Here is an 18,104-nt window from a genome sequence, read left to right as displayed (position 1 = left end):
GGTGCACGTGCGTGGCCGTGAGCGACTTTATGCTGGGCCGATGCAGCGCCACCCGGATCCGGTCATTCCGTTGTGGCGTGCCGCGCAGATCTTCCGGTTGCTGAGCTGCCTGTATGCGCTGGGGTTTCAGCTCGCGATCAACGACGATCTGAGGCGTCCGGTACTGGCCGGCGTGCTGTGTGCGGTGCTGATCGTGTGGAGTATCGCCTGTGCGATCGCCTACCTGCAGGGTTTCGGCCGTCGACCGTCGTGGGTGATCGCGGAGATCGTGGTGGTTCTGGCGCTCATGCTCTCTACCGAATTGGTGGCATCCGCGCACTGGATCGCGGACAACCAGTCCTGGCCGACCACGTTGTGGGCGACGAACGCCACGATTTCGGCGGCACTGCAATTCGGTCCGGTCGGGGGGATGGGAGCCGGGCTGGCGGTGATGGGCGCCGCGGCCGCATTGAAGGGCTACGTCAGTGTCAATCTCGGGCGCAACGCGACCATCGTCATCGAGCTGGCGGTGGGTCTCGCGGTGGGGATGGCCGCTCAGACCGCGCGTCGGGCGCATGCCGAGTTGGAGCGTGCGGTGCGGTTGGCGGCCTCGTTGGAGGAACGAGAGCGATTGTCACGACGGGTGCACGACGGCGCCATTCAAGTGCTGGCCCTGGTTGCGCGGAAGGGTCGCGAAATCGGTGGTGAGACAGCTCAATTGGCTGAACTCGCCGGGGAGCAGGAGCGGGCGTTGCGCAGGTTGGTCAGCGCACCCGATCCGGAGGCGCACACCGGAGGCACCGCCGATATCGGTGCCCTGCTGCGTTCTCGGGCCTCCGATCGAGTTTCGGTCAGCCTGCCTGCCGAACCCGTGCTGCTGGACCACGATGCCGCCCATGAGTTGTTCGCAGCGGCCGGCAATGCCCTGGACAATGCCGCCGCACACGCCGGACCTGACGCCCGGGTTTTCGTGCTGCTGGAAGACCTCGGCGATTCGGTGACGGTGAGTATTCGTGACGACGGTATCGGCATCGATCCCGGGCGACTGACCGAGGCGATCCGCGAAGGCCACGTGGGAATCTCGAAATCAATTGTGGGACGACTGGATTGGTTGGGCGGGAAAGCGCAGTTGAACACCGAGCCCGGATGTGGCACCGAATGGGAACTCACGCTGCCCCGCCCGTCGGGAGACCGTGACGCCGTCGAGAGGGGGCAGTGATGACGGAGTCCGCACTGAAGGTGATGGTCGTCGACGATCATCCGATCTGGCGCGATGCGGTGGCACGCGACCTTGCCGACGAGGGGTTCGAAGTCGTGGCCACCGCCGACGGGGTGGCTTCGGCGCGTAGACGGGCCGGGGTCGTACTGCCTGACGTCGTGGTCATGGACATGAGCCTGTCCGATGGCAGTGGTGCCACGGCCACTGCGGAGGTGCTCACGGTGTCGCCGTTGTCACGGGTGCTGGTGCTTTCGGCCTCCGACGAGCGCGACGACGTTCTGGAAGCGGTGAAAGCCGGGGCCACCGGATATCTGGTGAAGAGCGCGTCGAAGGTCGAGTTGACCGCAGCGGTGCGGGCCACCGCGGAGGGGCGGGCGGTGTTCACCCCGGGGTTGGCCGGGTTGGTCCTGGGCGAGTATCGGCGTATCTCTCAACGTCCGGACGACGGTCCGGCCACCCCCAGCTTGACCGAACGGGAAACCGAGGTGCTGCGTTTCGTGGCAAAAGGGTTGACGGCCAAGCAGATTGCCACCCGCCTGTCGCTGAGTCACCGCACGGTGGAAAACCACGTCCAGGCCACGTTCCGCAAGTTGCAGGTCGCCAACCGTGTCGAATTGGCCCGCTACGCGATCGAACACGGCCTCGACGAGTAGTCCTACTCATCCCGGCGGGCGCATTTGTTGCCACTATGACCGCATGAGCCAATCTCATCGCGCCGTGATTGCCCGGATGTCATCGGACCTGGCGGCGATCTCGGCCTACACGAACCGGGTGTCGGCGGATCTGGGGGAGTTGGGGCGAATGCTCGATCAGGCTCCGGCAGCGGTACTGCCCCCGGTGCCCGCTGCGCCGTCTGCCGCTACCTGGTCCGTCACCCCCACTCCAACGCCCACTCCAGCGCCGGCGCCGGTGCCGTCACCGACGGTGCCCGCGATGCGGCCGGAGCGCTCCGAAGGCTGGATCGGCAAGGCACTCGCGGTCGCCGGGGTGGCCGTGACGCTCACCGGCGTGGTGCTGCTGCTGGTGCTGGCCGCCCAGGCGGGCATCCTGCGACCGGAGTTCCGGGTCGCGGCAGGTGCAGCGTTGGCCGCCGGCCTTGTCGGCGCGGGATGGTGGCTGTATCGCCGGCCGGGTGGCCGGGTCGGTGCGGTCGCACTGGCCGCGACCGGTGTTGCCGCCGCGTACATGGACGTGATCGCCGTGACCACGATCTATGAGTGGGTGTCGGCGCCGATCGGGCTGATGTTGGCTGCCGGAATTGCTGGTGGCGGTCTGATGCTGGCGCGGCGGTGGAACTCCGAACAGCTCGGCTTGTTGGTCCTGGTGCCGCTGATCGCCCTGGCGCCCGTCGTCACCGACGGGGTGACCCTGTTGCTGATCGGATTCATGCTGGCGTTGTCGGCCGCTGCACTTCCGGTCCAGTTCGGTCGGGACTGGACCGGGTTGTACGCCGCGCGTACCGCCGCGGCCACGGTGCCGTTGTTGATCGCGCTGGCGGCGGCCGCAATCGACGGTCGGCGCGATCTCCTGCTCGCGCTGGCCTGCGGGCTCGCTGCAGTGCTGGCTCTGGTGGGTGGGCTGCTGGTGCTGCGCTGGACCACCAAGCCGTCGGCGATGGCGGCCCTGACGGCCTGCGGCGTCCTTCCGGTGTTGTGTGTCGCAGCCGGCGTTGATCGCACGATTGCAGCCCTCATGGTGGTGGCGCTGGCGGCTGCCTTGGTGGGGATCGTGGCACTCGGCGAGCGCATTCCGGGGATGAGCGTTGTGGTACGCCAGATCTGGTCGGCACTTGCGGCCGTCGCCGCTCTCATCGCGGTGCTGGTGGCCTTCGACGGACCGGTGGCAGGTCCGGTGTTGTTGGCGATGGCCACGGTGGTCGGGGTCGCCGGGCGCGGCCACGGTGTGACGCGGTGGATTGCCATCGGCCTGGCCGTGGTCGGGGGACTGATCTACCTCGATACCGCCGGACCCGGCATTCTGGTCCACGCCACGAAACTGTCTACAGGGCTGACGGTTTCGGTGTTGATCGGCAGCGTGGTGGCGATCGCCGCCGCCGCCGCGATCTCGTGGGCATGGTCGGTCGAGGGTGCCGCGGATCGGGAGGTGCTCCGGTTGGTGTGGGCGTTGGCCGCCCTGGTGGCCGGATATGCGCTCACCGTGTTCGCCGTGACGGCCGGCGTCGCCATCGCCGGCACCCGGGGCGGCTTCTTCGGTGGCCACATGGTGGCGACCATCTGCTGGATCGCGGCGGCGGCCGGCCTGCTCGCCTATGCGGCGCGACGTCCCAAGGCGCAGCGGTCGCTGCCGATCGGCGGCGGTATGGCGCTCGTGGCAGCGGCCATGACCAAGCTGTTCCTGTTCGACCTCGGGACTCTTGACGGAATCTTCCGGGTCGCGGTGTTCATCGTGGTCGGGTTGGCGCTGCTGGGTATGGGAGCGGGATATGCACGACTGCTGAATCAGCAGGATCGGGTGGCTGACCAGCGGCCCGGGTGAACCAGAACCGCGAGGTTCAGGCACCCGTGGGCGGCACGACGGAGGCGGCACGCATCGGACCGGCAGTCTGCGGTCCGGCGCGTACCGCTTCGTCGTCGCGGCGCCCCACCAGATACCAGGTGTGCATGACACCCTTGCCCTTGATCTCGACATCGCCGCGTTCTTCGAGCACAAACGCGTGACTGATGCGGTCATAGACGTTCTGCGGCACCTGAATTCGGCCGGCCACGTCGGTGGTCTCCATCCGCGCGGCGACGTTGACCGCGTCGCCCCAGACGTCATAGAAGAACTTGCGGGCCCCGACCACGCCCGCTACCACGGGTCCGGCTGCCAGGCCGATCCGCAACGGCACCGCGCGCCCCCGCGGGTCCTTGAGATCGGCGACAGCGTCCGCCAGATCCAGCGCCAGGCAGGCGAGCGCCTCGATGTGGTCGACACGCGGCTTGGGCACTCCGGCCACCACCATGTAGGAGTCACCGCTGGTCTTTACTTTCTCCAGGCCGTGACGGTCCACCAACGCATCGAGATCGGTGTACAACCGGTCGAGGAAGCGCACCAGATCGGTCGGGGTGAGGTCGCTGGCCCGTTCCGTGTAGCCGGCGATGTCGGCGAACAGGATCGAGGCGTCGTCATAGTTGTCGGCGATGATGGTCCGTGAGGGGTCCTTGAGTTGCTGCGCGATCGTGGCGGGCAAGATGTTGCTCAGCAATTGCTCGGACCGCTGATATTCGGCGTCCATCGCCTGCTCAGCCCGGGCCATTTCGCGCAGTGACGTCCAGACGGTGGCAAACACCATCACCGCCGCGGAAACCACCGACACCACGAAGCCGGCGGTCAGCGCCCAGGGCGGCCCGACGCCTCGATCCTCCGGAACCAGGATCTGCAGCGCGATGGTGGCAGCCACGGCCATGGTCGCCAACGACGCCGCAAGCACGATGCGCTCGATGCCCAACACCAGGACCACCAGTGACACCGCGACCACGAAGTAGAACTGCAAACCCGAACCGGTACCGACCGCGAAACACATCACGGACACGGATATATAGGCGATCAGGAAGAACGTCAGCGGCGCGATCAGTTCGCCGAACCGGTACAACAGCGGCACCAGAACGAACAGACCTGCGGAAACGAGGTTGATGAACCCGAGTCGCCACATCGGTCCGTCCAAGGCCAACTGGAAGATCCCGAAACCTGCTGTCACGGCGGCAGCAATCCACGTCGCGATGGTCAACACGCGCAACCGGCTTGACACGCTCTCCGCGTAGTGCCGAGTGCGCGCCGACATGCGGTTGTTCAGCGCCATCTCGGGCATGCACACCGAGCGGCGGAACTCGCTGACCGCCACATACACAGCGTATCGCCGCAGGCCACCCATCAGACCGACTCGGTCTCGCTGCAGCCGGAGCAATGGTCCAGCAAACCCGACAGAACTTCGATATGCCACAATAGGAACTTGTTCCAGTGCGCGCGGCAATAGGGCCGCCGATCTCTTTGGGGGGGGGGGATCTCTTCGTGGACCGGTCATGGGTGCGTAACACCGCAGCCGGCTGTGCGATCGCTTGTGGTGCCATGGTGGCTGGACCTGGGATGGCAGGCACCGCGGTGGCCTCGGCGCATCTGTTCGGTGTCGACATCCACGACCTCTTCCATCACAAGAAGAAGAACAAGAAGTCGAATCCCGCGGCCGGCCTCGGCCCGCGGCGCGGCGGGGGAGTCAAGAATTCCGGTGGCGCCCTCGGCCCGGGGGCCGCGATAGGCGCGAAGCCCGAATCGAAGATCGGGACCAGCAAGATCGGGACCAGCAGCGCCGTGACCAGCAAGGTAGGCGTCGACGAGGCTCCGGCGACTGCGGCCCGCGGATCATTCGCCGAAACACCGCGGTCGGCCCGCGTGGGCACGACCGCGCAGGTTCCCTCGGCAGTCCTGTCGGGCGGGATCTCTCAGACCCCGACGGCAGCTGTGACGGGCGATGACCGGGGAGGTGGGGCGGTCGGGGCGCCGATCAACGGAAACATCGGCCGAGCCCCCAACCTGGCGCCGGTACCGACGGCCCCGAGCGGTAGGACGATCGTCATCCGGTCGGCCCCGTCCGAGGTTCCCGCTGCACCCGCTCCGGCGATCGGTGCGGCCCTGGCCCCCATCGTTCCGGCACCGGTGGTGGTTCCTCCCGCGATCCCGGCACCCGCCGCCCCGCCCGCCAGGGCGTCGTCGGCAGCCCCAAGCGCACCGATCCTTCCCGTACCACGGTCAGAACCACCAGTGGCACAGAGTCTTTCGGCGCCTACGACGCCGGAGTTCGTCCGGCTGGGGTACACCGACTATTTGCGTACGGCCAGCACCACCGACCTGCTGTTCGCCGTGCTGCCCGGACTGAGCGGCATGCTATTGATGACGGCCGCAGGTGGCGCGGTGGGCTTCCGGCAGGCGCGCGCCGCGCAGACACTGCCGTCGCCGCAGATCGCCCGATTCCTGCCATAGCGGCACAGCAAATAACGTCCGATTAGCGCGGCCGTCGCAGTGAGCGTAGACCCAGGCGGGTGTTTGGATGGATTCATCGCAACGAGATAGCATCCGCGGACCAGCCTTTGACAATGGCGCATTCCATGGTCCTTTCATGGCGGCTTCATAGCTGGTCCCTGAATCCAGGGCAGCTTCGGCGCCCGCCCGACGGTGCCTGAGCAGCGGTGATCATCGGCGATATCGGTCGACGAACCAGCGATAGGGCTTCACAGTGATTGTCAAGGCGTTGAACCGATTCCGACGATCTGACCCTTTTGCGTCATATTGACACATCGGCATGGTTTACTCTTCGGGATCGGGTGCGCTCATCGAGGCGCGTCGCACGTTTGCGGAAGCTTCGTGCAAGGTCAGGCCTCGGATGCCACCGCATCCCGGGCTCGGTCGTTCGCATCCGATCTGCAAATGCAAGTTTGAGCACCTGGCAGGGTGCCGGCACAGATATAGGCGGAGGAACTCGCGATTTTCAGGATTCTGAAGCGGCTGTGGATTCCGCTGGTGCTGGTGGTGGTTGCAGTCGCAGGCGGATTTACTGTGTCGCGGTTGCACGGCGTCTTCGGCAACGAGACGCGCCCCGCGTATACCAGTGCCGAACGTGAAGAGAAGCGGCCCCACGACCCCAAGCATCTGGTCTACGAGGTGTTCGGCCCGCCGGGGACGCTCGCCACCATCAGCTATTTCGACGCCGAGGCCGAGCCGCAGCTCGTCAAGAAAGCGCCGCTGCCGTGGTCGATGGAGTTCCCGATCACCGATCTCCGGCGATCGGCACGCGCACGGTGTTGGGTGGTGTCGCGTCGCCCTCCGGATCGTCCGCATTGGCCCCCGAGGGGGCCGTAGGCCGACGTTCAGTCTCCGGTGGTGTGTCCGGTTGGGTGTCAGCCATTGTCGGGCTCCTGGGCATGAAAGCTGGTGTCCAGCAGGATCATGTTCAGAGTCTTGCGGGCACCGTCCTCGCCTGCGGTGCCCAGCAGCAGCTCGATGCACCCGGAGGCCAGCGCGGCCAGGAGGCCCTGCAGCCCACCGGGCTCACGGTTGGCGGCGTTCAGGATCGTATCGACGGTGTCGCCGTCGTCATCGAGGCAGGCAAGCAGCAGATGGGCCGCTCGGCGCTTGTCGGTAATCGGTGTGGTCATCAGTGGACTCCTCGGTCCAAAAAAGGGTCATTACTCGTGCACGAAAAAGTTCCTTCACCACGGCGAGGGCCGTCCTGGCCCACGCCAGGGATCCGAACCCCCTCTACCTCGGTGAGTGAGTCGGCCAATCGCTGGGCGTGGTGCCAGGCAAACGGGATGGTGTAGCCCAGACCGAACAGGGCCAGGGCAGCGGGCCAGGTCATCGGTGGGCCTCCTCGGCCAGGTGCCGGTGGTGGCAGTCCAGAGCGGTGGTCATGGTGCCGAGATCCTTTCGGGTTGTTGGGGTCAGGCGCTCCCTTTACATGGGGAGCGGAGGCAAGGGAGCAAGGGAGCGCCGGGGTGTCCGTATGTTTCTCCATCCGCCCTCTTGCTCTCTTTACTGGTAGAAGTGTTTTTTGCAGTGCTCCCTTGGATGCCCTATGAGGGAAGGGAGCAAGGGAGCGAGGGAGCATCAGACGGAGGCATCGGCGCTCCCTTGGCCACCACTCGGCGAACCTTCATGCCCTGGCAGCCTCCAGTACCAAGCGCTGGCCCCGTCCTTCTTGGCCTCGACGCTCAGCCGCTTCTTGGCCCGCTTGGTCTGGTCGACGCTGTACCCGGTTTCCTTTGCGGCTGAGTACACATCGGTGGCCCACCGTGGGCCGTCGGCCAGGTGGCTGGCCAACCACCCGACCACGGGGTTGTCCTCGGCGCTGGTCCCACGGCCTGCCGTGTAGGCCTCGGCGATGTGCTCCTGAGCGGTTTGGCCGGTCTCACCGGCGTAGGCCAGGCGCGGCACCATGCCGTCGTGGTCATCGGTGGGGTTGAAGTGCTGGACACCTCGAACGGTGAACCGTGACGCCATCACTGCGGCGGTGGTGTTGGCCTTGTCAGGCCCGATGACCAGACCGCCGTCCTCGTCGCGCTGGGCGAACAGGGTCATGCGTGCCTTCTTGCGCAGTTCTCCTGTGGCCCCGTACTTGTCGCGTGGGTTGGCGCTGGCCACCCGGTTGGTGTGGGTCAGCAGCAACACGGCGGCGTCGGTGGTCACCGCCACCTCACGCCACGGGTGCAGGGCCTGACGTGCTGCCTGCGGGTTGCGCACGTCGAACCTGGACGGCACGGTGTCGAGCCAGGCATCCACGACGACCAGGGCCGGCGCAGGGTCGGCCTGGCTGATCAGGTGCAGGTCGCGCGGGAACTCCGGTGCGCCGCTGCCGTCCTCCTCGGCGCAGATCACGCGAACCATGTCCAGCTCGGCCCCGGCCACCTCCAGCCGAGGCCGGACCGTGGTCGACCAATCGTCTTCAGTCACCACGATCACGACGTGGCCGGGATCGCGTGCGGGAACTCCGAACTCCAGCAATGGCTTACCGGTGGTGATCGCAGCGGTGAGGTAGACCCAGAACAGGCTCTTACCGATGCCCTCGTCGCCCACCAGCAGACTCACGGCCCCGCGCGGCAGCCGATTCTTGGCCAGCCAGCGCGGCTGCTCGGCAGGCTTGAGGTCGGCAGCGCTCCAGAGCCTCGGTGCGTCGCTGTCGCTGTCGCTGCCGTTCTTGCCGATCTGCTCGTGCAGCACCCTGGCAGCTTCGGCCATGCGCTCGATGGTTCCGATCGGGTCATCGTTGACCGTCTTGGCCACATCGCGCAGGAGGTCCTGAGCGTGGTTGATCACGTGCCGATCTCGCAGTTGGCCGATGAGCCAGCCGGTGTCCTCCTCGACCGTGTCGGGGAGGCCTCGACCGGGGAACTGATACTCGATGGCGTCGCGTGTCGGGGTCTTGCCGTCGCTGGTGTCGCGATAGTCGTGCATCCACTCAAAGATGGCCCGGTGCACGGGCTCCACGAACAGGTCCGGGGCCACCTTGGCCTCGACCACCTGGGCCATGCCGTCGGCGGTCATCATCTGCGCCAGCAACTTACGTTCGATGATGTCAGCCACGGTTCACCTCCTCAGGGGCTGCGCGTCCATACCCGCTGGGGGTATTCTGGTGGCAGTCCTGGGCGTGGGACTTGTTGGTCGCCTCGGTGGTGTTCAAACCACCGGGGCGGCTGTCGTTTGGGGGACTCACTGGGCCAGCACCTCCTCGTCATGCTGGGCGCCAGCGCCAGTGCCCACCCGGTCATCGAGGTCGGGTAGGTCGGGATCGGCCAGCCGGTCGCGGTCGGCCTGGGACGTGTTGGGATGTGCGCTCATTCGGTCACCTCCACACCACCGCGTGCGGTCTTGGCCTTCTCAGCGGCCAGCCAGCACTCGAGGTCGGTGAGGTCGTAGAAGACACGGTGACCGACGTGGTAGGAGGTTGGGCCGACGCCTGTGTGCCTCCAGTAACGAAGCGTTGAGGCAGGCAGTCCGAGGAACTCGGCGGTCTCGGAGGTGGATAGGCGGGTGCGCGGTGGCGCGGGTGTCTGGGAATTCATGACGGAACGGTGTTCCTCTCGATATGCGGATACGGCAACAGCACGCGCCATTGGCGCGCCTTCCACGTGGGTGGTGTTGTCGCAGGCATATCGGCCCGCTACGCAGCTAACGATAGCTCAGCGTGGTCAACGCTGGCAAGCATCAACAATCCGAGATCGATTGTGGTGCAATGTAATTCGTTCTAGCTGGCTAGAACGTTTGGCGTAGCTATCCGCTGGTTGCAGCCTTGCGCGCGGCAGAATCCATCGCCGTCGCGAGCCGGTCCCAATCGCCGTCGAGCATGTGCGAGTAGATGTTGGCGGTGGTGCTGACATTGCGGTGGCCCAGCAGCTTGGAGGCCACCACCACGCTGCCGATCTCGCTGATCGCAAGCGATCCCGCAGTGTGGCGCAGCGTGTGCGGCGTGATGCCTGGCACGCCAATGGCGGTGACGGCCTTATCGAACCGGACCCGGAACCAGCCGACGGTCATCGCCGTGCCGTCGGGGCCGGGGAACAGGGACTCTGACGGGTCGCGGCCCTCGGTGACGGCCTTCAGCTCCTGGGCCAATGCCTCGGTCAGAATCGGCACCGACCGGCGTTGGTGTGTCTTGGTCTCGCCCTCGACGCGGCCCTGGCCCCGAACCTGGGTAACCGACTTGTCAACGAGAACCCGGCGCTTGTCGATATCGACGTCGCCCACCCGCAGCGCGGCGCACTCGCCATAGCGCAGACCGGAGTAGGCCAGCAGCAGCACCATGGCCCGCAGCGCTTCTGGGGGCGTCTGCGCCGGGGCGGTGTCGCTGCGGCGACGAACGGCCTTCTCGGCGTTGGCCGTTTCCTCGGCCAGGCGGTGCACCTGGTCGTGAGTGAGGGCCAGATCCTTGCTCTGTGGCTTGCTGGGCAGCTCGATGTGGTCGGCGGCGTTGGTCGCCACGTACTTGGAGCGCATCGCATAGGACAGCACTTGGCTGACCACCTGGTGAGTCTGGATTACCCGGGCGGGGGATAGGCCTGCGGTCTCGTCGCTCTTCTTCTTGTGTTGTCGTGCCGCCGGGTCAGTGGCCAGGAACGTCAACCAGTCCTGCAGGCGCTCGTGGGTGATGTCGCGCAGACGCTCATCGCGCCACTTGGGCAGGATCACGACGTCGAGGAGACCTCTATATCCGGCGATGGTCTTGGGGGCTCGGTTGGCCGCTTGCTTGGTCTTCAGCCAGGACTCGGCGATGGTGCCGAACGTGACGGCGGACCGCTGGGGGTCGGCATAGGTGCCGGTCTCGACGTCGGCGACGACACCGCGCAAATGCCGGTCGGCGTCGGCCTTCTTGCTGAAGCTCTTGGACCGCTCGGCACCGTCAGCCACCCACCGGGCTTGCCAGCGCTGGCCCTGGCCGTGACGGCCCGTGCACACCAATGTGCCCGGGGTGCCGTGCTTGGAGTCGGTGCACCAACCCGGTGCGCCCGGAACGGCATCGGTGGGATATAGGACGGCCTCGTTATTGCGGGCTGGCCGGTGCCACCGGTCCTCTACTCCTGCGCGTGCTCCACGTCGGATCGCCATGCGCGCATTCTAGATCCTGCGGGCTGGCTGCGGGCTGATGTTGCCTGCGGGCTGACTGGCCGGTGTGAAAACCTGCTCTGGCCTGGTGTTTCTGGTGCCCTCGGTGAGATTCGAACTCACCGAGCGTCAGTGGTCGCCTGACGCGGCGGGTCGAATGGCTGTCACATTGTCAGGCGTTGACTTACGCGAATTATTGAGATTAACCACGCCCGCTGCATTCTCGCTGCATTTCGATGCCCAGTCGATACCTGTGACCTTCGCGGCGGCAACGTCCAGCGCGTCCGCCAGTTCGTCCAGTTCCTCACTCATCAGGTGTCCGTACTTGTTGAGCGTCATCGTGGCGTCCTTGTGCCCCGCCACCGCCTGCACCGTTTTGATAGAGCACCCCGTGTAGATCGCCAGGGACACCGCCGTGTGCCGCAACTTGTGGGCGGTGAGGTCGGGGAACGTCGGGTCGTTGTCTTGACACCGTGCGACCGCACGGGAGAACCAGGTGTTGACACCGGGCGGCTTCATCTCCTTGCCGTCCTTGTCCGGGAACACCGGAGTACGTGACTTGGTGGTGTTCACGATGGGAGCCACCAATGCCAGCACACGGTTGGGGATCGGTACGCGGCGTCGGTCGCCGCCCTTGGGTGTGCCGCGATGGATGGTTGATCCCACAGCTACCGCGTTCTCACGCACAGTGATCTTGTTGCCCATGAAGTGGTCCGGTGTGAGCGCCGCCAGCTCACCCCAACGGAGACCGCAATACCCCAGCACCGCAATGATGGCGGGCGCATCGGCGCGGGTGCGCTTCCCGTTGCCCGCTTCGATGATCAGCGCTTCAAGCTGCCCATGTGTGAGGAACACAGGGTCATCGTCGGACGGTTGGGGGAGGCGCACTTTCGACGCGACATTACGGACAATCATGCCGTTGTCCACGGCTGCCTGTAGAACGCCGTGTAGAACGCCGTGGCACCGCTGCACCGATTTCGCACCGAGCTTTTCGTTCAGTTCGGCTACCCAGTCCACCACGTCTTGGCGTTCGACGCGGGACAGGGGTGTGCGTCCCCAACGCGGCTCCACGTGGACGCGCCAAGCACTGTCGTAGCTGCGCTTACCTGACGGTTTGATGAGGTGCGACTTCATCCACCGCGCGCCGAACTCGCCCACGGTGACCTTGCCCTTGTCCGGTGCGATGTACGTCTGATCCAGCTTGGACACTTCGGTCTTGGCGATGAACGCCTCAGCGTCGCGTTTCGTCTTGAACCCGGACTTGGACTTTTGCGCCCCTTCAGGGTTGCGGTAGAAGGCGCGCCAGCGTCGCGCGCCCGACGTGAGTGCATAGTCGTCAGTGAAACCCATGGGTCAGCCCTTCTCTCGCAACCACGGAGGCTGGCTCCGATCACGGAACGCCGCGACGACACGCGGGTCTATATCGGAGGTGTTCACGGAAATACCAAGGGGTGCAACGCCAGCCAGCCACTCGTACAGGGAAATCGGGTAAGTGGATTCGGTCCCGGTGAGCGCCACAGCGGGGTCGAACCCGTCGTCGGTGTTCGGCATGAGCAAGCGGATAGGGGACACCGAAAACACCGCTGCGAGGGCGGTCAACAGGTCCACGGTGACGGCGGTGTCGCCGCGTTCGATGGCACTCAAGGACTGGGCGCTGATCGTCACGCCGTGTTCGGCGAGTTCGCCGCTGAGCTGCCGAAGAGACATGCCCGCGCCGTTGCGTAGTAGCAACAGGTTGCCCGCCACCGCGTGAGAGGTTTCCGCCGCGCGCTTGCTTGGTGCCATGTCAGCCATATTAAGGCACATAAGCCGTAGCCCCTGCATTTCGACAGGTACAGACTGACGTGTAAGCGCCATAAGCCCCTCCCATCTGGTACTGTCAGGCTATGACTGACAGTGACATGCGTAATCGGGTGAGTGTAGCGCCTGACGCTGACGCCTTCCTGCGCCCGAAGGACGTGGAGAAGCATTTTCCGATCACCGCAAACCACCTGGCACAGCTTCGGCATCAAAAGCGTGGACCCCGTTACATCCGACAGGGACACCTCATCGCCTACCGCGCGGGCGATGTGTACGACTGGCTGATGAGCGGGCTGGTGGAACCCGGAGATTCACGCCCGCGTAGCCGCGCGGTGTCGGCGTGAGCACCACCAACCCCGAAGCATGGGACGCGGGGTACACCCCCGCCTACCGAGCACGGAACTATCTCACCGACCGGATGGCGGCGTTCGTGGACGACACCGTGGATCTGACCCTTGACGCCAACCAATGTGGTGGGGACACCTTCCCCGAGCACTTCGCCCGTTTGCAATCTCAGTGGGCGAAGTGCGTGGACGCTGCCGAGGTCATCCACGCGAGGTTCGACACCGACTGGAACCGTGCGGGTGGACCGCTTACCGTCATCGCGCCTGCCGTTCGTGACGCGGCGCTGAGCGAGCTACGCATCGTGTGGAACACACTGGCGCGCAACTATGTTGCCGAGACGCTGGACATCGACAGGCTGCCGTTCGATTGCATCTTCTGCGGGACTCATGTGCCCCGTGGCGGGCGGTTCGATCATCGGTGTCCCGAGTGCATGTGCGTGCTCAACCTCAACGACGACGAGACGGACTGGCTGTAGTCCACGGAAAGAGAGAAACAACATGGCACACACACTCATCATCGGTAGCGGCACAACACACCGCGCCAAGGAACTTGCCCGCGAGGCGGTGGATCGCGGCGAGATCGTGATTGTCGCAACCCGTGACATCGCCGCGTGGGCTGGTGTACACGGCGTCACCGTGTCCACCGATCCGGCTGGGGTAGTCGCCGTGGCGCGTGCCGTCATCACCGACCGTTACGCCCGCCGCGCCTTCGACACCGCGACACCTATCACCATCATCGTTGACACCGCCGTCCCGAGTGATTGGGGCGACATGCGCTGCGTGGTGCAAACCGGGCGGCAAGCGAAGGTCACCACCGTGCTGACAGCGGCGACGGAGCGGGACGTTCCGGTGTCGGTGCGGGACAACATGGCGGTGTCCGTGGTGGACGCTGCGACGGTCTAGCTCCACCGAGCCGAGCCGCCCCTGTCCCATGTGGACGGGGGCGGTTTTGGCGTGCGGGTGAGAGTGGGGTGTTAACGTCGCATTAGCACCAATCACGTTGTAACACAAGGATACACACCGTGAATGTGACGGAGAACACACAGTGATTCATAGACACGGGTGTCTATGATTGGTAATGTTGGTGTTGTAAGAGAACGACGGGGTTGCAGCCCCGAGGCAACACCAAACAGATTGGAACACAACACATGTCCTACTCATCACGCGCCCACAGCCGCTACATGGCAACCCATGGCGGGGACGCTATCGAGGACTACATCGAGCGCGTCACCGAAGACATCCGCGCGGCGCACGGGAACGAAATCGCCACCGCCGTAGAGGCGCTGCTGGGGTACGAGATCGACCTGTCCGACCACATCGACTACGACGATGACGTGGACGTGGACGTGTACAGCCTGCCCGGTGTGCGCGAAACCATCATCGCGCACAACCCGTTCGTCGCGTTCGCCGCGTAGACCATCGGGGCGGGGAAGCGTCACAGAGCTTCCCCGCCCCACCAACACCCACAGGAGACCATCCACATGACCGACACCCTTACGAGCGCCGAAACCGCCGCGCTGCTGGGAATTTCACCATCGACCCTGGCGACGTACCGATACCGTGGAACGAGCCCGCGCTTCACCCGCACCGGGCACCGAACGGTGGTGTACAAGCGGGCTGACGTAGCCGCGTTCATCAAGCTGCGGGATGACGCGCGCAATTGGCGGGACAAGACCCGCTAAAAGACGAAGACCCCCGGTTGCAGCCGAGGGTCTTCAGGTAACACCAAACAGATACGGAGAGAATAACATGTCCTTCATCGACACCCCCGATCCCGCCACTGAAATCGCGGCGCATCGAGCCCGCATCGTTGAAATTGAAGCCTGGTTAGAAGCTGCTGACGACCTGTTCGCGGGAGACAGTTTCACCCGCGCGGTGTCCATTGCCGAAGCCGAGATCGCGTGGAACGAGGCACATATCGCGGCGTACCTGACCACCATGAGCGCGACGGTGGCGGCATGAGCGACACCTGCCCCGAGACCGTCGCGCTGCTGGGTGCGCTGGACGCGGCGGGGATCGAATATGAACGGGTCAGCGTGTTCGATGCGCTGATGAGCACCGATGTGCCGATGTTCGTGTACCGAGAGGGTGACGGGTAGCACCCTTTTACTGACGCCGGTAAAATGGTGCTGCCAACAAGCTGCTGCTGCCGACAAATAGATCGCTACCTGCAACAGAACCCCGCACCATGGTGGTGCGGGGTTCTGTTGGTACTGCACCCGAACTAGACAGCAATCACGGTACCCGTGTGCTGGTGGGATAGGTTCGCGGCGCGCGCTGATCCCATACCGCGATGGCGGGGCGAGGTTAACCGTCTGGTTAATCATGGGCATGATGCCTATGGTTCACGCGCGGCGTTGGCACAGGCTTGGGGACACCGAAAACGTGTTCGCCGTCGTCAAACAGGTAGCCGTCACGGTTAACCATGGGCATCCTGCCTATGGTTCGCGGCGGCATCGCTGGTCCCCGCTCCAGGTCAAACGGGGTACGGCTTCAACCGCCGCGTTCGTCGGTGAACTGTGGCCCAACGGGCCACAGTTCACGGGCGGCGTTCGGCGATGTCGCGCTGATCACGGAGCACGTCCCATGGTGACGCTGATGATGTGGCGGCTGCTGCCTCACGTTCGGCACGTTCGGCTTTGGCGAGTTCGGCGAAGGGGTTCACGGTTGAGCTGCTGGCTACGACCCGCGCCCATTCGGCAAGTTCCGCTTCAGCCTGCGCTTCACGCTCACGCTTGGCAAGTTCCGCGAACGGGTTCACGCGGGGCGCAGCGGGAAGTGACTTCGCGGCGTTGTGACGTGTGACCCTGGCGGCGGTGGCGGCACGTCGTTTGGCTGTTTTCGCGGCACGGGCGGCAAGGGCATCGCGGCGGTCCTGCCTGTTGCGGGGTAGCGGGGTGGGCGCGGCGCACGCACACCGACGCCCACCTTCAGCGGCACTTCTGCACATACCTGAATTGTATCCGATAAATTCGTGACCTGCACGTTTAACGCGTCCCCGTACCTGTGGGTGGGAATGGCGCTGACCTGGGCATATTTATTTCGTAAATTCGTGACCTGCGGGAATGCTGTGGGACTGGGGCTGTGGGGCTGGGGCTGTGGGCGGGTGTCACGGGGACTTTGTGGGAAGGCGAAAAGAAGGGGTGACGGGATTGCGCAAACTGGTGGGGCGGTGGCTGTCGCTGGTGGGGCGGTGGCTGTCGCTGGCTTCTCCTGGGATCGCAGGCACGCGGCGGTGTACGTGTCAGTCGCGGCGTCACGGTGGGCTCTGTAGGCGGCTGTGAGCGGGTGTCGCGTCCACGGTGGGCTAGGTGGACGGGTCGCGGCGTCCTGTGCCCTGTAGGCGTTCTGAGCGGGTAACGCGTCACGGTGGGACGGGGGTAGTGATGGTCGCGGCGTTCTGAGCCCTGTACGGGCTTCTGAGCGGGTAACACGTCACGGTGGGGAATTGGGGCGGGTAGAGGTGTCAGTCGCGGCTTGGTGTGCCTTGTCGCGGCTTTCTGTAGGTGTTTGTCGCAGCTCCCGTTAGCTGGCTTGCTCAAAAGAGCGAAAAGAGCGAAAAGAGCGCTCTTTTCATGAGTGCCCCTTACCCCCCTTGTCCTTTACTAGAGAATATATTTAATTAGATTAGCTACATACATACATCTACATGGGGATATACCCCCCGAAGGCGGCGGTCTACGGGAGGGCGAATCGGGCACTCTCAAAAAGAGCGCTCTTTTCGCTCTTTTCGCTCTTTGTACTGGTCAGAGCATTTCGGGGCGATTGAGGAGCGAAAACAAAATCGCTCTTTTCGCTCTTTTGGTGCTGGAAAGAGCGGTAGACGCCGCGTCTACCGCGTGTTTGCTGCGCGAGGGTGACGCGTTACCCGCCGCGCCTGACCCTCCAACGGCTGCGACCCGTCACCACCTATTCACCGTCCAAGGCTGCCCTTGAGTCCAACGCTGCGACCCCACCAAGTTCCCGCCCACCGCACGGTGTGAATTGCGTCACTCGAATATGTCCGAGGGTGTTAATGTCGGAGTAACAGCAAACACGAATAGCGCCGCGTGAATAGGTGTCCTAGCTGCTAATACATGCACAGGTGTTATTCCGACGTTAACAACGTTTCCCCTGGTCAGGGACGTGACATGTGTGCACAGTTCACCTTTCCCGTTCGATTTTCGAGGGGATTATGCGTTCGTGGCGCTAGTATTCTGTCGTATAGATAGCAAACGACTAACTGAAAGGGAGAGATGAGATGAGCACCGCTGTTGCTGCCGACATAGCGCGTATCGCTTCCGCTGATGCGGCGCGTGCTGCGTCGGCTGATCCCATCGCCGCCGTGCTGCCGGAAGGCACACCCGCGCTGATGACGGTTTCCGAAGCTGCTGAGTTCTTCGGGGTCCAAGCGGGCACCGTGCGGCTGAAGCTGCGCTCGGGAGGGATCACGCCGTTCTGGCTTCCGCATCCCGTGCGCGGGCTGGTGAAGGGTGTGTCAACCCGCGAAGCGGCGCTGATCTGGGGGTCCAGACGCCTTGCAAATGTGGTGGCGGAAAACGCCGCCAACACGGGAGAGGACGCCTGACAAACAACAAATCCCCGCCTGTAACGGGGATTTGTAAAAGTCAAAGGAAACGAAATGACTGACTCAAGCGTAACACTTCATCCGCTCACCGGGCTGCCCCTTGACCCGT

General features: G+C 64.7%; 21 protein-coding genes and 1 pseudogene. 13 read left to right on the top strand and 9 right to left on the bottom strand.

Going from position 1 to position 18,104, the window contains the following annotated elements; genetic code table 11:
- The first annotated feature begins 40 nt into the window (after positions 1–40).
- Genes macS through JOF57_RS12060 form a run of 3 tightly spaced genes read left to right on the top strand, consistent with a single transcriptional unit; the run spans position 41 to position 3,694 of the window.
- A complete protein-coding gene (macS, locus tag JOF57_RS12070; protein ID WP_209916707.1) occupies positions 41–1,198 on the top strand; it encodes a MacS family sensor histidine kinase in 1,158 nt (385 codons plus the stop codon).
- Positions 1,198–1,851: a response regulator gene (locus tag JOF57_RS12065; RefSeq protein ID WP_209916705.1), complete on the top strand. Its 654-nt coding sequence runs from the start codon at positions 1,198–1,200 to the stop codon at positions 1,849–1,851. Before macS ends, JOF57_RS12065 begins: the two co-directional genes overlap by 1 nt.
- A 43-nt stretch (positions 1,852–1,894) precedes the next feature.
- On the top strand, positions 1,895–3,694 hold the full coding sequence (locus JOF57_RS12060) for a DUF2339 domain-containing protein (RefSeq protein WP_209916703.1): 1,800 nt from the start codon (positions 1,895–1,897) through the stop codon (positions 3,692–3,694).
- A 16-nt stretch (positions 3,695–3,710) separates the two neighbouring features.
- Here JOF57_RS12060 and JOF57_RS12055 read toward each other — a convergent pair whose 3' ends face one another.
- A complete protein-coding gene (locus JOF57_RS12055; RefSeq protein WP_209923288.1) occupies positions 3,711–5,006 on the bottom strand; it encodes an adenylate/guanylate cyclase domain-containing protein in 1,296 nt (431 codons plus the stop codon).
- A 260-nt stretch (positions 5,007–5,266) separates the two neighbouring features.
- Here JOF57_RS12055 and JOF57_RS12050 point away from each other — a divergent pair, with 260 nt between their 5' ends.
- Both JOF57_RS12050 and JOF57_RS12045 read left to right on the top strand, forming a co-directional pair.
- The gene (locus JOF57_RS12050; protein WP_209916701.1) at positions 5,267–6,172 is read left to right on the top strand and encodes a hypothetical protein; all 906 of its coding nucleotides are present in this window, start codon (positions 5,267–5,269) and stop codon (positions 6,170–6,172) included.
- A gap of 522 nt (positions 6,173–6,694) precedes the next feature.
- Positions 6,695–6,964: pseudogene (locus JOF57_RS12045) on the top strand (MmpS family transport accessory protein); the annotation flags it as partial.
- A gap of 122 nt (positions 6,965–7,086) precedes the next feature.
- Here JOF57_RS12045 and JOF57_RS12040 read toward each other — a convergent pair.
- The 7 genes from JOF57_RS12040 to JOF57_RS12015 all read right to left on the bottom strand — a co-directional run bounded on the left by JOF57_RS12040 (position 7,087) and on the right by JOF57_RS12015 (position 13,078).
- Positions 7,087–7,344 carry a hypothetical protein gene (locus tag JOF57_RS12040; RefSeq protein ID WP_209916699.1) on the bottom strand — a complete coding sequence of 86 codons (258 nt, stop codon included), beginning with the start codon at positions 7,342–7,344 and terminating at the stop codon, positions 7,087–7,089.
- Between the two features lie 451 nt (positions 7,345–7,795).
- The gene (locus tag JOF57_RS12035; RefSeq protein WP_307870006.1) at positions 7,796–9,268 is read right to left on the bottom strand and encodes an AAA family ATPase; all 1,473 of its coding nucleotides are present in this window, start codon (positions 9,266–9,268) and stop codon (positions 7,796–7,798) included.
- A gap of 126 nt (positions 9,269–9,394) precedes the next feature.
- Entirely contained in the window at positions 9,395–9,523 is a 129-nt protein-coding gene (locus JOF57_RS31235) for a hypothetical protein (RefSeq protein WP_273544670.1), read from the bottom strand.
- A complete protein-coding gene (locus JOF57_RS12030; protein ID WP_064850417.1) occupies positions 9,520–9,747 on the bottom strand; it encodes a helix-turn-helix transcriptional regulator in 228 nt (75 codons plus the stop codon). Before JOF57_RS12030 ends, JOF57_RS31235 begins: the two co-directional genes overlap by 4 nt.
- A gap of 208 nt (positions 9,748–9,955) precedes the next feature.
- Entirely contained in the window at positions 9,956–11,287 is a 1,332-nt protein-coding gene (locus JOF57_RS12025) for a tyrosine-type recombinase/integrase (protein ID WP_209916697.1), read from the bottom strand.
- A gap of 126 nt (positions 11,288–11,413) precedes the next feature.
- Complete coding sequence (locus JOF57_RS12020) at positions 11,414–12,634, bottom strand: site-specific integrase (RefSeq protein ID WP_209916695.1); 1,221 nt, start codon at positions 12,632–12,634, stop codon at positions 11,414–11,416.
- Positions 12,635–12,637: 3 nt separating this feature from the next.
- Positions 12,638–13,078, bottom strand: coding sequence for a helix-turn-helix domain-containing protein (locus JOF57_RS12015; RefSeq protein ID WP_234938114.1), 441 nt, complete (start codon positions 13,076–13,078; stop codon positions 12,638–12,640).
- Positions 13,079–13,170: 92 nt separating this feature from the next.
- On the opposite strand from JOF57_RS12015, the gene JOF57_RS12010 reads away from it, so the two are divergent.
- The 7 genes from JOF57_RS12010 (at position 13,171) to JOF57_RS11980 (ending at position 15,527) form a co-directional block, all read left to right on the top strand.
- Positions 13,171–13,428: a hypothetical protein gene (locus JOF57_RS12010; RefSeq protein ID WP_234938113.1), complete on the top strand. Its 258-nt coding sequence runs from the start codon at positions 13,171–13,173 to the stop codon at positions 13,426–13,428.
- Positions 13,425–13,904 (top strand): hypothetical protein, encoded by a 480-nt coding sequence (locus JOF57_RS12005; RefSeq protein WP_209916693.1) that lies wholly within the window; start codon positions 13,425–13,427, stop codon positions 13,902–13,904. Before JOF57_RS12010 ends, JOF57_RS12005 begins: the two co-directional genes overlap by 4 nt.
- A gap of 22 nt (positions 13,905–13,926) precedes the next feature.
- Positions 13,927–14,331 (top strand): hypothetical protein, encoded by a 405-nt coding sequence (locus tag JOF57_RS12000; RefSeq protein WP_209916691.1) that lies wholly within the window; start codon positions 13,927–13,929, stop codon positions 14,329–14,331.
- 278 nt (positions 14,332–14,609) lie between these two features.
- Entirely contained in the window at positions 14,610–14,843 is a 234-nt protein-coding gene (locus JOF57_RS11995) for a hypothetical protein (RefSeq protein WP_209916688.1), read from the top strand.
- Positions 14,844–14,909: 66 nt separating this feature from the next.
- Entirely contained in the window at positions 14,910–15,110 is a 201-nt protein-coding gene (locus tag JOF57_RS11990; RefSeq protein ID WP_209916686.1) for a helix-turn-helix transcriptional regulator, read from the top strand.
- Positions 15,111–15,177: 67 nt separating this feature from the next.
- Positions 15,178–15,390, top strand: a complete 213-nt coding sequence (locus JOF57_RS11985; RefSeq protein WP_209916684.1) for a hypothetical protein — start codon at positions 15,178–15,180, stop codon at positions 15,388–15,390.
- Entirely contained in the window at positions 15,387–15,527 is a 141-nt protein-coding gene (locus JOF57_RS11980) for a hypothetical protein (protein WP_209916682.1), read from the top strand. Before JOF57_RS11985 ends, JOF57_RS11980 begins: the two co-directional genes overlap by 4 nt.
- Before the next feature lie 440 nt (positions 15,528–15,967).
- Here the strand turns inward: JOF57_RS11980 and JOF57_RS11975 are convergent, their stop codons facing one another.
- Complete coding sequence (locus tag JOF57_RS11975) at positions 15,968–16,378, bottom strand: hypothetical protein (RefSeq protein ID WP_209916680.1); 411 nt, start codon at positions 16,376–16,378, stop codon at positions 15,968–15,970.
- A gap of 1,290 nt (positions 16,379–17,668) precedes the next feature.
- Between JOF57_RS11975 and JOF57_RS11970 the strand changes: the two genes are divergently transcribed.
- Positions 17,669–17,995: a helix-turn-helix domain-containing protein gene (locus tag JOF57_RS11970; RefSeq protein WP_209916678.1), complete on the top strand. Its 327-nt coding sequence runs from the start codon at positions 17,669–17,671 to the stop codon at positions 17,993–17,995.
- Positions 17,996–18,104 lie beyond the last annotated feature (109 nt).

Source organism: Mycolicibacterium lutetiense (assembly GCF_017876775.1).
GTDB classification, from domain to species: domain Bacteria; phylum Actinomycetota; class Actinomycetes; order Mycobacteriales; family Mycobacteriaceae; genus Mycobacterium; species Mycobacterium lutetiense.
Note: the sequence above shows the minus strand (reverse complement) of the source record. Positions and strands in the feature narration are given on the sequence as shown.

Bases quoted from the DNA above. Each gene is read 5' to 3' on its own strand.
- macS (WP_209916707.1), top strand. From the start codon at position 41: ATGCAGCGCCACCCGGATCCGGTCATTCCGTTGTGGCGTGCCGCGCAG.
- JOF57_RS12065 (WP_209916705.1), top strand. From the start codon at position 1,198: ATGACGGAGTCCGCACTGAAGGTGATGGTCGTCGACGATCATCCGATC.
- JOF57_RS12060 (WP_209916703.1), top strand. From the start codon at position 1,895: ATGAGCCAATCTCATCGCGCCGTGATTGCCCGGATGTCATCGGACCTG.
- JOF57_RS12055 (WP_209923288.1), bottom strand. From the start codon at position 5,006: ATGCCCGAGATGGCGCTGAACAACCGCATGTCGGCGCGCACTCGGCAC.
- JOF57_RS12040 (WP_209916699.1), bottom strand. From the start codon at position 7,344: ATGACCACACCGATTACCGACAAGCGCCGAGCGGCCCATCTGCTGCTT.
- JOF57_RS31235 (WP_273544670.1), bottom strand. From the start codon at position 9,523: ATGAGCGCACATCCCAACACGTCCCAGGCCGACCGCGACCGGCTGGCC.
- JOF57_RS12030 (WP_064850417.1), bottom strand. From the start codon at position 9,747: ATGAATTCCCAGACACCCGCGCCACCGCGCACCCGCCTATCCACCTCC.
- JOF57_RS12025 (WP_209916697.1), bottom strand. From the start codon at position 11,287: ATGGCGATCCGACGTGGAGCACGCGCAGGAGTAGAGGACCGGTGGCAC.
- JOF57_RS12020 (WP_209916695.1), bottom strand. From the start codon at position 12,634: ATGGGTTTCACTGACGACTATGCACTCACGTCGGGCGCGCGACGCTGG.
- JOF57_RS12015 (WP_234938114.1), bottom strand. From the start codon at position 13,078: ATGGCTGACATGGCACCAAGCAAGCGCGCGGCGGAAACCTCTCACGCG.
- JOF57_RS12010 (WP_234938113.1), top strand. From the start codon at position 13,171: ATGACTGACAGTGACATGCGTAATCGGGTGAGTGTAGCGCCTGACGCT.
- JOF57_RS12000 (WP_209916691.1), top strand. From the start codon at position 13,927: ATGGCACACACACTCATCATCGGTAGCGGCACAACACACCGCGCCAAG.
- JOF57_RS11995 (WP_209916688.1), top strand. From the start codon at position 14,610: ATGGCAACCCATGGCGGGGACGCTATCGAGGACTACATCGAGCGCGTC.
- JOF57_RS11990 (WP_209916686.1), top strand. From the start codon at position 14,910: ATGACCGACACCCTTACGAGCGCCGAAACCGCCGCGCTGCTGGGAATT.
- JOF57_RS11985 (WP_209916684.1), top strand. From the start codon at position 15,178: ATGTCCTTCATCGACACCCCCGATCCCGCCACTGAAATCGCGGCGCAT.
- JOF57_RS11980 (WP_209916682.1), top strand. From the start codon at position 15,387: ATGAGCGACACCTGCCCCGAGACCGTCGCGCTGCTGGGTGCGCTGGAC.
- JOF57_RS11975 (WP_209916680.1), bottom strand. From the start codon at position 16,378: ATGTGCAGAAGTGCCGCTGAAGGTGGGCGTCGGTGTGCGTGCGCCGCG.
- JOF57_RS11970 (WP_209916678.1), top strand. From the start codon at position 17,669: ATGAGCACCGCTGTTGCTGCCGACATAGCGCGTATCGCTTCCGCTGAT.